We start from the raw sequence: 13,483 nt of genomic DNA on the forward strand, positions 1-13,483 counted from the left end.
TCCTGCATGCGCCTTGTTACCGTCACTGTCAGAGTATCAACTATGGTCATGATTGCCGTTCGACGCGTGTTCCTGTCTCTTGCATTGTGCGCAAGCGCCGTCCTACCCGCCCGCGTATGGGCACAGGGCCCAGCGCCGACACCGTTGCCGGAGGAGAATGCGCCAAAAACGGTCACCGTGCCCTACGACGACAAGCTCTCACGGCTTGCTGAAGTGCTGGGCTCAGTGCACTACCTGAGGACTCTGTGTAAAGCGGAAAACGGCGGCGAATGGCGAGGGCGCATGCAGCAATTGCTTGATTCAGAAGCCAAAGACGAGCCGCAACGCAAGGAACAGCTAACCGCGGCCTTCAATCGCGGCTACCGTGCCTTCGCGTCGGTTTATACGGATTGCACGCAGGCAGCCATCGTGGCAGAAGAGCGATACCGTGCCGAAGGTGCAACACTTGCCACAGAAATTACGTCGCGGTTCGGAAATTAACGGTTAATTAACCTCTTTTCACACCCGGCCGTGTCGTTTTGGGAAAAGGCTGATAAGGTTGTTAACTAGGCAGTAAGGCATGCAGTTTGAGGAAATGACAATGGAACCAAGCCTCAATGACATCGACGACATGATCGTTCATGAGAAGACTCAGGCGGCCTTGGAGTACCATAACGAAGCCTGGGCCGACGGCATGGCAGACGGAATCGAACCCGAGATCATCGCCGATACAGCAATCATCCACGCGCTGCGCGAAACCATTCGCCTACATGGCGAAAACAGTGCAGAAGCGCTGCTGGATTCCTTGCGCGAGCGCATGCTTGCCGGCGAGTTTTCTCCAAGCCGCACCTTGCAATAACAATCACAGAGAGTTTCATGCATACCGCTAGGGACAATGCTTCGCGGCCCGCGATGGTGCCGCTTTTGCTTGCAATCGGCCTTAGCGCCAGCAGCTTGACCGGGACCTCGGCCCTGGCACTGTCCGAGCTGCAGAAGACCCCGGGCCAAGCCGAGCAGAGCGCTCCGGGCCAAAGCGGCGACAAGCCCGCAGCATCGCCAACCGCGCCCGGCGTTCCGATGCCCGACCCGTTGGTCAACTCGCAGGCCGGTCAGGGCAACGACAAGACACCCGGCGCCCAGGACAGCACGAAGCCTGTCGAAATCATCTACGATATCAGCAAAGTCCCTGAGCCCGTTCGCAAGATGCGCGAGCAGATCGTCGAAGCTGCCGCTTCGGGCGATCTCGAGCGGCTGCGGCCTCTGCTCGGCACCGGCTCCAGCCAGACCCAGGTGACTGTCGGCGAGCCGACCGACGATCCAATCAGCGCGCTCAAGGACCTTTCGGGCGATGCCGAGGGCGATGAGATCCTGGCAATTATGCTCGACATTATTTCCACTGGGTTCGTTCATGTTGGCCAAGGCACAGCTGACGAGATGTATGTCTGGCCTTATTTCGCCGAGAAGGACCTGAAGGCGCTGACGCCTCCCGAGCGGGTGGAATTGCTGCGCATCGTTACGGCAGGCGACCTGTCCGACATGCAGGAATTCGGCGGCTATAATTTTTATCGGCTGGGCATCACCCCCGATGGCAAGTGGAAGTACTTCACCGCCGGCGACTGAGGCTTGCGATCCCTTCACTGAAGACATACTTCTGAGCGAGAACGAACGCGACAGGTGCCGCCATGCCAGCCGTATTTCTGAAGAACCGCTCGCTCATCCGGGTCAGCGGCTCGGAGGCACAATCCTTTCTGCAGAATCTGATCACGACGGACCTCGCGGCGCTTTCGGCGGACGAAGCACGACCAGGTGCGCTCTTGACCCCTCAGGGCAAAATCCTCTTCGATTTCATGATCTGGCGGGACGGCGACGGGTTCGTTATCGAGACGGACAACGATCAGCGGGATGCGCTGCTCAAGCGGCTGACGGTGTATAAGCTCAGGGCTGCCGTCGAGCTGTCGCCGGCCGGCGAAGGCGTGACGGTTTCCTGGGAAACTGCAAGCAAGGGGCTGGCAGACAGTCGCTTCGCCAAGGCAGGTATTTCGGTCATCCGGCAACCGGGGCAGCAAGGTACCGATGATCTCGAGGCTTACGATGCGTTGCGCATTGCGAACGGCATCGCCGCGTCCGGACAGGATTATGCCCTGCAGGACGCCTTCCCGCACGATGTCCTGATGGATTTCAATGGCAGCCTCTCCTTCAAGAAAGGCTGCTATGTCGGCCAGGAGGTCGTTTCGCGCATGCAGCATCGTGGAACGGCGCGCCGCCGCGTCGTCACGGTGAAGGCCGAGGTGGCACTACCGCCATCGGGGACGGAGATAACCGCCGCCGGCAAGCCGGTCGGCACGCTCGGTTCGGTCATCGGAAAAGACGGCCTTGCGATCGTTCGCATCGATCGTGCCGGTGAAGCCATGGCGGCACGCACGCCGCTGCTGGCGGGCGACACATCCGTTACCCTGGAATTGCCTGCCTGGACGGGACTGACATTCCCGTCAACTGCGGACGAGGCGAGCGCGTGACTACAAAGGCGCCGCGCGCGTGGCAACGCATGCTCTCGGGCCGCCGGCTCGATCTGCTCGACCCCTCTCCGCTTGACGTCGAGATGAGCGATATCGCGCATGGGCTCGCGCGCGTTGCCCGCTGGAACGGACAGACTTCTGGGGATCACGCCTTCTCAGTCGCGCAGCACTGCCTTGTCGTGGAGGATATCTTCCGCCGTCTCAACGATGCGACAGCCGACCAATGCCTGATGGCGCTGCTCCACGATGCGCCGGAGTATGTCATCGGCGACATGATTTCACCCTTCAAGTCGGTCGTAGGCGGCGGATACAAGGCCGTCGAAAAGCGGCTGGAAGCGGCCGTCCACCTTCGCTTTGGGCTGCCGCCTCACCCGACGCGCGAGCTTAAGGAGAGGATCAAGAAGGCCGATACCATCGCCGCCTATTTCGAGGCAACGCAGCTTGCCGGCTTTACCTCGGCGGAGGCGCAGAAATTCTTTGGTCAGCCACGCGGGATCACCAAAGACATGCTGCTGATGACGCCCTTGCCGGCTGTCGAGGCGCAGCGCCTCTTTTGCGAACGTTTCGACGCAATCGAGACCATACGGAGCAGCAAAGCATGACGATGATCGTTGTCGCGCCTCTTGCCCGGATCGCCGAGATGGCAGTCAGGCATGGCGCGCGTGAGATGATCAGCTTGATGGCAAAAGAGCACGCCTTTCACCGTCCCGGGGTGATCCAGGCGCACCGGCATCTTCTCCTCAATATGAATGACATCGCCTTCAAGGGAACCGGCAATCTCATGGCGCCTGATGAAACCCATGTCCGGGAGATCATCGATTTCGTACGTGATTGGGACCAACGCGCACCTCTTCTGATCCATTGCTGGATGGGCGTGTCTCGCTCACCCGCAGCCGCCTTGATTGCCGCTCTCTCATTGTCGCCTGAGCAGGACGACGGTGCGCTGGTTCGCCGGCTGCGCACCGCGTCACCCTATGCGACCCCCAATACCCGGCTCGTTCAAATCGGTGACGACATGCTCGGTCGCGGTGGGCGATTGGTGGATTCGGTTCGCGCCATTGGCAGGGGTGCAGATGCGGACGGAAACGCGCCGTTTACGTTGAACTTGGAAGAGCCGACTGCCGGAACGTTTTGAGTCGATACCGGTTAACCTCTTAGAGGAGGTTGATCGATGTCGCTGCAGAATTATCGCGATACGTTTGTAAGCTGTTTGGCCACGCTCAAGGGCCTGAGCAGCGCCTCGGACGCGTATATACGGTTTCGATGGCAGGCGATTTATCTGACGCGTGATCGATTTTCCTATTTCTTTCGCGGCGACCTGAATGTCGGGAAAACCAGCTTCTTCGGCCAGCAGATGGACATGACCACCGGCGCCACAACTCCAGTTCCGACAAGCTCGATCGCGCTCTACGGAGCAACATTTGGGCTCAACGAGACGATCGCCGTCTATAATGGGCCACAGAAGTCGGTGATCGACGTTGCTCATGCTTTCAACGAGGAAGGCATGGAGGATTGTCAGGCCGAGTTCTTCTACGTCAGGATGAGCCTGATGCACGTGGGAGACGATGGCCGCATGGGCTTCGCCACCGATCCTCGGCTGCGCGAGAACACAAACATCATATTCGTCGGACTGGAGGATCACGCAACAGCCGACGTGCTCGAAACGAGCAGTGTCGGACAGTGGATCGCGACGGATAAGCCCATGGCATCAAGCGAGTGGTACGCAGCGCGATACTACTATCACTGACCGACCAACGTCGGAGCAGAAATAGCCTACTTAATGACGCCGCATGCTAGATTCTCGCCTGCGTCCCCTGCAGGTTGGCTACGATAATCATCGGAATTGGAATGAACGATCAAGGCTCTACCGCGGATGCCGTCGGTCTTGCCGTCGAGGGTGACCATGCTGTCGAACACCTGTGCCCGCAGAACGCCATCCTGGTCAACATACTGATTGGGCATGTCGCCGGTGTGGGGTCCCTTTGCGGACAGCAGACCGTGCTCAGTGTTAGTCGGATTGAAGTGCTTTCCAGCCGACTCGTGATGTCCCGCGGCGTCGCAATTACCGGTCTCGTGGACATGGAATGCGACCCATCTGTTCGAAGGCAATCCAGTCACTTCGACTTCGATCAAGACGCCACCGTTTGCTGCAGCCGTCAGAGTGGCCCGACCGCTTGCCTTTCCATCACCGCCCACGAAGTCCGCAGTGGCCGTTTGCTTATCCTGAGCCAACACGGCTGAAGAGACCGTAATGAACGCCAAAGCGGCAATCGAGAGGACTGTTTTCATTGGAGCTTCCTTCCTTGCATCGTCGTTTCCAACGTGCGAGGTGTGAAGCTGTTCCTGAATTGGCAACAAAGAAAAGCCGGCCTCGAGGGGCCGGCCTTGACGATGCACACGCGACACAATCAGGCGACGGTATCGAGATCGTACTGACCGTAAGTGCTCTTATACACATCGTAAGAGGTGTTTTGCTGAGACTGCTGATAAAAATTGACGCTTCCGCTCTCGCGAGTGCCCATCATGAATGCAAGCACGCCGTCAGACAGCTTGGGTGCAAATTCCTGGATCGTATCTTCTTCGCCCAACTGCTTTAGAATGCCCGGCTTATCATCAGCCGCCCGCTCGCCCCGGCTCAGCACGCCGTCACCATTTGTGTCCAGCCGCGACAGCGTCGCGAGATACGCGTAGGACGTGTCGCTAACCGATGAAACTTGGCTCATACAAACCTCCATTCACCGCCGTTTCGGTGATGTTTGTACGCAATACGAAATGGGGAAAATCAAAGACTAATCAGTCGTTAAACTGATTTGCGCACTGCGTCAATAAGCTGTTAACATGCCATTAACCATGATTGACAAAGTGTGATCTTGACGCATCGGCGACGTGTGGTCCCGGCTCAGATCCCCTGCATCTGCCGGCATTTCGGCTGAAGCAGCCAAATATAGTGCCAGGGATATATTCGTTTGCGTTGCAATAGAATTTTAATGCGACCGGCGGATTATCTTTGCCACGGCGGCACATCGCCGGTTGAGTTTAAGATTGTATAGACGATATTTTTCGATTGTTTCAGAAGGTCCTTTCATGTCTGACGCGCCGAGTCGCAATTGCAGATTAGCAAGCGGTCCACTGGGCTCCGCTCACGTTCCTTTCTCTCCCGACGTGGAGATTGCGCCAAATGGACGCTGAAGTCCTTTTTCGGCAACAGTGCACAACCGCTGTCAATGAGGACGGGTCTGCCAACGCCGAGCGCTTGATGACCCTTGTCGTCGAGACATATCGGCTGCAGACAGGAAAGAAGCGGGCCGCCGAGGATCGTTCTCGACTGCTCGTCAAGGAAAACGGTGAGCTGAAGGGCAGCCTCGTCGCCTCAAAGGAAGATCTCGCGGAGCAAAAGCGCCTCTTCGGGATCGTTCTCGACAACCTGCCTCAGGGCCTGAGTGTCTTCGATTCACAGCAGCGGTTGATCGTCTGTAACATCCGCTTCCGGCAACTCTTCGGGTTCAGCGCCGAGGAGGCCTCTCCTGGGGCTTCGATGGGATCGTTGATCGCAAAGATCCGCGGCACCGAGCGAGTTGAGAAAAAGGCTTCCCGTTTACGGGACGCCACCTCGGAGGGCGGACAAATCCGTCACCGCGAATGGATGATGGAAGACGGACGTACCTTCCAGAGCGTTATCACGGTGCTGCCTGATGGTAGCAGTATTTCCATCCACGCCGACATTACCGAAGACCGAAAGGCGGCCGACCGCATAACCTATCTCGCTCATCACGATCCGCTGACAGGCCTGCCAAACCGCATCAGCCTACGGGAACGCATCGACGCAGCGCTGGCCGGTCGCGAGCCGGACGAACACATCGCACTCGTGCACCTCAATCTTGATCGCTTCAAATCGATCAACAACACGCTCGGCGTCTCGGCCGGTGACAAGATCCTGCGACAGGTGGCCGAGCGCATCCGCATGTCGGCCGGCGCCGGCAATGTACTGGCGCGCCTTGGCTCCGACGAATTCGCCATTCTCCAATCCGGCCGGCAGCAGCCATGGAATGTCACGGCTCTTGCCGATCAGATCCGGCGGGAACTGTCAGAACCGTTCTTTCGCGGAGACAAGGCCGTCGAACTCAGCGTATCGATGGGTATCGCCATCAGTCCGCAAGACGGAACGGAGACGGATGTCCTGCTGAAGCATGCCGGCGTCGCGCTGTCGCACGCCAAGCGCAGCGGCGGCAACGGCGAGCATTTCTTCACCGCCGAGATGGAAGCGCAAATCGAAACGCGGCATGCACTGGAAGCGGATTTGCGGAAAGCAGTCGAGCGCGAGGAATTCGAGCTTCACTATCAACCGCTCTATGATCTCAGCCAGCAGCGGATCTGCGGTTTCGAGGCGCTCGTGCGATGGAACCACCCGACGCGCGGTCGGGTGCCGCCACTGGAATTCATCCCTCTTGCGGAAGAGGTCGGTCTCGTGGTCGACATCGGACGCTGGGTGCTGCGCCGCGCCTGCCGCGATGCGGTGCACTGGCCGAAAGATATCAAGGTCGCAGTCAACGTATCAGCCATTCAATTCACGAACAGTGATCTGCCGGCCGATGTCGCCGCGGCACTGGCTGAAGCGCAGCTTCCGGCCGGCCGTCTGGAAATTGAGATCACCGAAAGCGTGCTGATGGAAAATCTCGATGAGGCCCTGCCCATCCTGCACATGCTCAAGCGAAGCGGCATTCGCATCGCCATGGACGATTTCGGCACCGGCTATTCGTCGCTCAGCTATCTCCAGCGGTTCCCCTTCGACAAGATCAAGATCGACAAGTCATTCGTCGACGGTATCGTCGAAGGCAAGGAAGCCTTCGCGATCATGCGCGCCATCATCCTTCTCGGCGACGCGCTCGGCATGCGTGTAACTGTGGAGGGAGTAGAAACGGCCGAGCAACTGGCCCTGCTCCAGCGTGAAGCCTGCGATGAGATCCAGGGTTATCACATCAGTCCGCCGCGGCCTGCAGCCGACGTGCCTTACCTGCTGGCCCGGCCGCCGCAGGAGCATGCCAGCGCCCGCGCGAGCTAGTGGGCTCGTTGCGACTCGTGGTTCCTGCGTTTATGGAAGGACGCCTTCTTTTCAACGCGGTGATCCCATGTTCCAGGCGAAAGCTTTCGCTCCATTTGAAGACCTCGCCACCCAGCTCGGGCCGCATTCGTCGGAGAGCGATGACGGTTCGCATGACATCGCGCATGTCTTGCGTGTCTTCAAGAACGCCACGCGAATCCAGGCTCTTGAGGGTGGTGATGCAAGGATCCTGGCGGCTGCCGTCCTCCTGCACGACTGTGTTGCCGTGGAGAAGAATTCGCCCATGCGGTCGCAAGCGTCAGCGCTGGCGGCAGAGAAGGCATCGGCCGTACTCGCGGAGCTTGGCTGGGATCGTGACGATATCGCAGCAGTCGCACATGCCATTGTCGCGCACAGCTTCTCCGCAAAAGTCCCGCCAGAAACCCTGGAGGCCAAGATACTGCAGGATGCCGACCGGCTCGATGCGATAGGCATGGTCGGCGCGGGCCGATGCTTCTATATCGGCGGTCGAATGTCGTCGGCGCTCTATGATCCGTTCGATCCGGCCGGCAGCAACCGCGAACTCGACGACAAGAGATATGTGATCGACCACTTCCAGACCAAGCTATTCAAACTGGCGGATGGCTTTCAAACGAAGGCCGGCCGGGCGCTTGCGGCCACGCGTGACCAACGGCTGCGCGACTTCCTTGCAGCGTTCATGGACGAAATCTAGGAGCGTACGATGCATATCACCGAGCTTTTCATCTATCCGCTCAAGAGCGCCCGCGGCATTGCCCTACCATCAACCGAGATCGACGCCTTCGGCCCACCGGGCGATCGGCGCGCGATGATCACCGATCGGGACGGACACTTCGTTACACAGCGCGAGTTGCCCGAGCTTGCCCGCATTGCCCTACATCCCGGGTCTTCGGAGCTGCGCCTCACCATGGGTGGCCAGCAGATGGCGGTGCAAATCCCCAATGCCGCGCGGCGGATGAATGTCTCGATATGGAAGTCCATCGTCAACGCCGCGGTTGCCGATGACGCCGTAAATGACGAACTTTCAACCTGGCTTGGGCGAGAAGTGAAACTGGTGTTTTTCGATCAGGACGCTAGGCGTTCCGCAAGCGCGGAATGGGCTGGCGAAGGCACACCCGTCGCGTTTGCCGATGGCTACCAGATCCTGCTAACGACAACCGGCTCGCTGCGGGCGTTAAATGCCGACCTTGAAAAGCACGGCGAAGGTCGTGTCGGCATGGAGCGGTTTCGGCCGAACATCGTCGTCGACACCGAGGAAGCCTGGCCGGAAGACCGCTGGGCAGCGGTCGAGATCGGCGGCATTCGTTTCGACCTCGTCAAGCCCTGTGCGCGCTGCGTCATGACGACGCAGGACCAATCGACCGGATCGCGCGAGGTTCCCAATCCGATGCTGGCCCTGGGGCGCATTCGGATGTCTGCGGACCGGCGTGTACCTGGCCCGCTCTTCGGCTGGAATGTCACGCCTCGTGGAACCGGTCGAATTGCGGTCGGTGACCCGGTCAGGATCATAGAGGAGAGGCCCGAAGGCTGGTCTTTCAAGATCCGCGAGCGCGCCTAGGTCCGAAGCTGCGCAAGCGTCTCGTCTATTTCCGTCATGACCGCTGGCGATAGCGGGCCTTTGGCCAACGCGCCGGCGTTTTCTTCAACCTGGGCGACGGTGCGGAAGCCCGGGATCGGCAGAGTTCGAGGCGAGCGCGCCCATAGCCAGGCCAAGGCGCCCTGCGTGAGAGTTCGTCCGTCGGACTTCAGCAGCTCGCGAACCGCCTCCAGCCGTGCTGCGAACTCCGGCGCAATGCGCCCATCCTTGAAATAGATCATCCAGTCGAGGCTTGCGCCGCGAACATCCTTATCGCCGACCTTCGTGTCCGCGCGGAATTTTCCGCTGAGTAACCCCATCGCGAGCGGCCCGCGGTTAATCGAGATCAGTCCATGCCGTTCGATCACCGCGATCATATCCGGCACAGGCTCGAAGACGTTCATCGTATGCTGGACGGAAACGAAACCAGGGCGGTCGGCATGTCGCGCGGCACGATCGGGATAGTCCGTGCTCCAGCCGAAGGCGTCGACCTTGCCCTCGCTGCGCAGTTTCTCCAGCGTTTCAAAGACATCATCCGACTGCTCCAGCGGAAAGTCGTTCAGATGAAACTGAAGCAGATCGAGGCGATCCCGCTTCAACCTGCGTAGCGATGTTTCGGCCGAGCGACGAATAAACTCCGGATCGGCGAAGGCGCCTGTTGCCTGCTTCGACTGGGGGTCGGTGGCAAAGCCGAACTTGGTCGCGATGACAATGTCGCTGCGATTGCCGAACGCACGCCCGACGATTTCCTCTGAATGCCCCGCCCCGTAGTTCGAGGCGGTATCGAAGAAACGAATGCCGAGCTCGATTGCGCGATGAATGGCGGCGATGGACTCGTCATCATCGACCTCGCCCCACCCCAGTGGCGTATCGCCGGCATAGAACGGTCCGCCGATTGCCCAGCAGCCCATGCCCAATCTGGGTATTTCATAATTGTTCCAGAGATTTATCGCGGTCCTCATATTGGGCTTGGTCAGCATCGTCTACTCCTCCGATCGCTGGGCTGCATGCGATCGAAATAGGCAGGAGCGTGAGGCGCGTAAAGCACCTGCTCTGCACGATATTTTTCACCGATGAAAAACGATCGATCAGGTAGACAGTTCGTGCTGCGTAGCGGCTGCCTTCAGTGCTTTCAGTGCCGCCTGTACGAAGCCCTCCCGCGCAGCCGCCGCCTCCACTCCGCGTGGCTCATAGACATGGCGATGGAGGAAGAAGGCCGTCAGGCGGAACGCGGCGTTGAGGCTGTCGATATCGGCCGCGCGGTTTTCCTCGCTGTTCAGAAATGACGGCAGGAGCAGCATCTTGTCCGCCCAGGGACCACCTGCTGTCCGGCTGACCGCCCTGCCCGACTTCGGCGATACATAGGCAAGGTCGGAACGCGCGCCCGTAGCAGCGCATTCGGTCAGATCGAGGCCGAAACCAAGGTCGTTCAGAACTGCGAGTTCGAAGCGGACGAAAAGCTCACCGGCATCGGCCGGGTTGTGGAGATTGTCAAGGATGACCTCGAGTGCCTCGAAGAGATGCGGATGCGGATCACGCTCCGGCAGCAACCGCAACAGCGCGCCCATCGCCTGCACACCATAGACGGCCGTCGCCGTTTCCATCAGGCGCGCGGCCCGCAACGTCAATGGCTCGATGCGAAACTCGCCAAGGTGTTCATCAAGGCGCGCGCGCCATGTGACCTCGACTTCGTTGCCGGGCTGAAGGACAGGTTGCATCGCCCGCGACCGGCCGGCACGGACCATGCCCAGATGGCGCCCGCGCTCGCGCGTCATCACCTCGGCGATGACGCTCGTCTCGCCGTGGCGCTTGACACCCAAGATGATTGCCCGGTCGTGCCACTGCATCCGAAGCGAACCCTAAACCTTACGACTCGATCCTACCGCAACACTGGTGCTCTGTCATGAAAGGCATTCAGACGCTGGCTGGGAAGAGCTTCTGAAGGAAGTCGCGCATCGCCGATTCGCCAAACGGTTTGACGAGCAGCGGCACATTCTGGAGATCTTCGGGAAAGTCCTTCGTGTCCGAATAGCCGCTCACAAACCCGAACGGGATATGGATGTTGGCCAAATGACGGGCGAAATCGAAGCTCATGACCTCGCCAAGGTTGACGTCCAGCAACGCGAAATCGAAGGTTTCGGTCCTGGTCGCCTCCATTGCCTGGTCGAGGCTGCTGACGATGCCAATTGTTTCTACGCCCACCTGGCGAAGGATATCCTCGGCTTCCATCGCGATGATCAAACTGTCCTCAAGGACCAGAACACGGTTTGCCTTCATACCCAATACGCCCCTCGCTGAGTGTCATCTAAGACGCTCGGCATTGCATTTCCCGGATTTCCACTCTGACGCCCCATGGCTCACTGGCCGATGACCATTTACCGCTTAACTTGCATAGCCGCTTTTTCGTTTCGCGTCGATAAAAAGCAAAGCAGGAAGAAAGATGACGCGGAGGAACATAGCTCCACATCGCGTGGTGTGCATTTAAATAAAACACATCGGCGACACGTATCATATGAATGGACGGACTTTCTCTCCAAGCCCCTCCCAGCCGGCAGCAGCCATCAGCCCGTCGCCATCTATCACCTCGCAGGTGCGCTCCTGCCAGCAGATGAGATCACGATTAGCAAGCTTTTTCAATGTCTTGTTGGTATGGACAATCGAAAGCCCCAACGTATCTGCCACGTGCTGTTGCGTGATCGGGATCGACGCCTCACCGTTGAACAGCTTCAGCCGTTTCCCGCGTTCAAACAAAAAGGCGATGAGGTAGGCGGCTCGTTCGAGCGCCGTCCGACGGCCAATGCTCAATAGGTGTTCGTCAAGGATGCGTTCCTCTTGGGCAGCAATCCAGGTGATGTCGAAGGCCAGGGACGCATGCTTGTTATAGAGGGTCATCAGCTTGTCGCGCTCGAAGACGCAAAGAGACACCGGCGACAATGCTTCGACGGAATGCTGCATTTCCCCCATGATCGTTCCCTGAAGACCGATCAGATCACCCGGCATTACATAGTTCAGGATTTGCCGGCGTCCGTCCTCCAGTGTCTTGTAGCGGAAGCCCCAGCCGGAGAGAACGGTGAACAGGTGAGCACTATGTGCGCCCTCGACGAGGATCGTGGCACCGGCATCCACGGCCAGCTCGCCTCTCTTGAACTTCGAGACGAATTCAAGCTCTTCGCTGCTGAACTCCCTGAACGTCGCGATAGCACGCAACGGACAGCGCTCGCACGGCGTTTTGAACGAGTAAGTGGGGCGCCGGGTCGCCATACAGGTCCTCGTGCTCAACGGAACGGCGCCGCCGGGATTGGCGCTTCACATAACAACACGCGAACCCCGAGGGCTGTTCCACGCAGAGGCAATTTTTACCATAGAAACAACGCTGCAGAAGCTGTCGCTCTACTTCGGGAAATCCAGCCCCATTTCACGGAAGCGCTCGGGGTCATCGCCCCAGTTTTCGCGAACCTTCACGAATAGAAAAAGATGGACCGGCTGCTCGAGGATTTCGGAAAGTTCCCGACGTGATGCCGAGGAGATTGCCTTGATCGTTTCGCCGCCCTTGCCGAGCGCGATCTTCTTCTGGCTGTCGCGTTCGACGTAGATCACCTGCTCGATCCGCACCGAGCCGTCCTTGCGCTCTTCCCACTTCTCCGTCTCGACATGCGACGAATAGGGAAGCTCCTGATGCAGGCGAAGGAACAGCTTCTCACGGGTAATCTCCGCCGCAAGCTGGCGCATCGGAAGATCGGAAATCTGGTCTTCGGGATAGTACCAAGGTCCCTCGGGCAGCGCCTTTGCCAGATAGTCCATGACGTCATCACAACCGGAGCCATTCTCGGCCGAGATCATGAAGGTATGGGTGAAGGCAATCTTCTCGTTGGCCGCCGCCGCAAGCGCCAGCAGATCTTCGCGCTTGACCCGATCGATCTTGTTCAAGACAAGAATCTTCGGCTGATGCACCTCCTTGAGGCCCTCAAGAATGGCTTCCGCATCACCGCGCAGACCGCGTTCGCTGTCGATCAGCAACATGATCAGGTCGGCATCCTTTGCGCCGCCCCAAGCAGATGTCACCATCGCGCGGTCGAGCCGCCGACGCGGCTTGAAGATACCAGGCGTATCCATGAACACGACCTGCGCATTGTCGTGGATCGCGATGCCGCGCACGATGGCACGCGTCGTCTGCACCTTATGGCTGACGATGGAGACCTTGGCGCCGACCAGGCGATTGACCAGCGTCGATTTGCCGGCGTTGGTCGGCCCGATCAGCGCGACGAAGCCCGACCGTGTCGCGCCCGCGGTTTCAGCGGCGTCATCCGCCATATAGTGTTCTTCCGTCATTTATCC

17 protein-coding genes are annotated in these 13,483 nt (G+C 59.1%); 10 read left to right on the forward strand and 7 right to left on the reverse strand.

All coding sequences use genetic code 11. The annotated features are described in order from the left end of the window. Positions 1-6: 6 nt before the first annotated feature. From FHX09_RS11585 to FHX09_RS11615, 7 genes are all read left to right on the forward strand, one after another. Positions 7-480 carry a TIGR02301 family protein gene (locus tag FHX09_RS11585; RefSeq protein WP_132591749.1) on the forward strand — a complete coding sequence of 158 codons (474 nt, stop codon included), beginning with the start codon at positions 7-9 and terminating at the stop codon, positions 478-480. A gap of 100 nt (positions 481-580) precedes the next feature. Then, positions 581-838, forward strand: a complete 258-nt coding sequence (locus FHX09_RS11590; protein WP_037082203.1) for a hypothetical protein — start codon at positions 581-583, stop codon at positions 836-838. A gap of 17 nt (positions 839-855) precedes the next feature. Further along, the gene (locus tag FHX09_RS11595; protein ID WP_132591747.1) at positions 856-1,599 is read left to right on the forward strand and encodes a hypothetical protein; all 744 of its coding nucleotides are present in this window, start codon (positions 856-858) and stop codon (positions 1,597-1,599) included. A gap of 62 nt (positions 1,600-1,661) precedes the next feature. Next, entirely contained in the window at positions 1,662-2,495 is an 834-nt protein-coding gene (locus FHX09_RS11600; RefSeq protein ID WP_184449996.1) for a folate-binding protein YgfZ, read from the forward strand. Then, on the forward strand, positions 2,492-3,097 hold the full coding sequence (locus FHX09_RS11605; protein ID WP_007790472.1) for an HD family hydrolase: 606 nt from the start codon (positions 2,492-2,494) through the stop codon (positions 3,095-3,097). The genes FHX09_RS11600 and FHX09_RS11605 overlap by 4 nt, the downstream gene beginning before the upstream one ends. Then, positions 3,094-3,630, forward strand: coding sequence for a tyrosine phosphatase family protein (locus FHX09_RS11610; protein ID WP_132591743.1), 537 nt, complete (start codon positions 3,094-3,096; stop codon positions 3,628-3,630). The genes FHX09_RS11605 and FHX09_RS11610 overlap by 4 nt, the downstream gene beginning before the upstream one ends. 36 nt (positions 3,631-3,666) lie before the next feature. Next, complete coding sequence (locus FHX09_RS11615; protein ID WP_184449998.1) at positions 3,667-4,242, forward strand: hypothetical protein; 576 nt, start codon at positions 3,667-3,669, stop codon at positions 4,240-4,242. 26 nt (positions 4,243-4,268) lie between these two features. On the opposite strand, the gene FHX09_RS11620 is transcribed toward FHX09_RS11615, so the two are convergent. Together FHX09_RS11620 and FHX09_RS11625 are read right to left on the reverse strand one after the other, a co-directional pair. Beyond that, on the reverse strand, positions 4,269-4,784 hold the full coding sequence (locus FHX09_RS11620) for a superoxide dismutase family protein (RefSeq protein ID WP_132591739.1): 516 nt from the start codon (positions 4,782-4,784) through the stop codon (positions 4,269-4,271). Between the two features lie 119 nt (positions 4,785-4,903). Continuing rightward, complete coding sequence (locus FHX09_RS11625; protein ID WP_007790483.1) at positions 4,904-5,218, reverse strand: hypothetical protein; 315 nt, start codon at positions 5,216-5,218, stop codon at positions 4,904-4,906. Positions 5,219-5,673: 455 nt separating this feature from the next. On the opposite strand from FHX09_RS11625, the gene FHX09_RS11630 reads away from it, so the two are divergent. From FHX09_RS11630 to FHX09_RS11640, 3 genes are all read left to right on the forward strand, one after another. Next, on the forward strand, positions 5,674-7,554 hold the full coding sequence (locus FHX09_RS11630) for an EAL domain-containing protein (protein WP_184450000.1): 1,881 nt from the start codon (positions 5,674-5,676) through the stop codon (positions 7,552-7,554). A gap of 67 nt (positions 7,555-7,621) precedes the next feature. Continuing rightward, a complete protein-coding gene (locus FHX09_RS11635) occupies positions 7,622-8,266 on the forward strand; it encodes an HD domain-containing protein (protein ID WP_132591735.1) in 645 nt (214 codons plus the stop codon). A 9-nt stretch (positions 8,267-8,275) separates the two neighbouring features. Beyond that, positions 8,276-9,130, forward strand: a complete 855-nt coding sequence (locus tag FHX09_RS11640; protein ID WP_132591733.1) for an MOSC domain-containing protein — start codon at positions 8,276-8,278, stop codon at positions 9,128-9,130. Here the strand turns inward: FHX09_RS11640 and FHX09_RS11645 are convergent. The 5 genes from FHX09_RS11645 to era all read right to left on the reverse strand — a co-directional run bounded on the left by FHX09_RS11645 (position 9,127) and on the right by era (position 13,477). Next, positions 9,127-10,128, reverse strand: a complete 1,002-nt coding sequence (locus FHX09_RS11645; RefSeq protein ID WP_132591731.1) for an aldo/keto reductase — start codon at positions 10,126-10,128, stop codon at positions 9,127-9,129. The genes FHX09_RS11640 and FHX09_RS11645 overlap by 4 nt on opposite strands. A 108-nt stretch (positions 10,129-10,236) precedes the next feature. After that, on the reverse strand, positions 10,237-10,995 hold the full coding sequence (recO, locus tag FHX09_RS11650; RefSeq protein ID WP_132591729.1) for a DNA repair protein RecO: 759 nt from the start codon (positions 10,993-10,995) through the stop codon (positions 10,237-10,239). A gap of 67 nt (positions 10,996-11,062) precedes the next feature. Continuing rightward, a complete protein-coding gene (locus FHX09_RS11655) occupies positions 11,063-11,425 on the reverse strand; it encodes a response regulator (RefSeq protein ID WP_007790496.1) in 363 nt (120 codons plus the stop codon). A 231-nt stretch (positions 11,426-11,656) separates the two neighbouring features. Beyond that, positions 11,657-12,409: a Crp/Fnr family transcriptional regulator gene (locus FHX09_RS11660; RefSeq protein WP_132591725.1), complete on the reverse strand. Its 753-nt coding sequence runs from the start codon at positions 12,407-12,409 to the stop codon at positions 11,657-11,659. Between the two features lie 129 nt (positions 12,410-12,538). Next, on the reverse strand, positions 12,539-13,477 hold the full coding sequence (gene era, locus FHX09_RS11665; RefSeq protein ID WP_184450002.1) for a GTPase Era: 939 nt from the start codon (positions 13,475-13,477) through the stop codon (positions 12,539-12,541). Positions 13,478-13,483 lie beyond the last annotated feature (6 nt).

Source organism: Rhizobium sp. BK538, from assembly GCF_014197575.1.
In the GTDB taxonomy this organism is placed as follows: domain Bacteria; phylum Pseudomonadota; class Alphaproteobacteria; order Rhizobiales; family Rhizobiaceae; genus Rhizobium.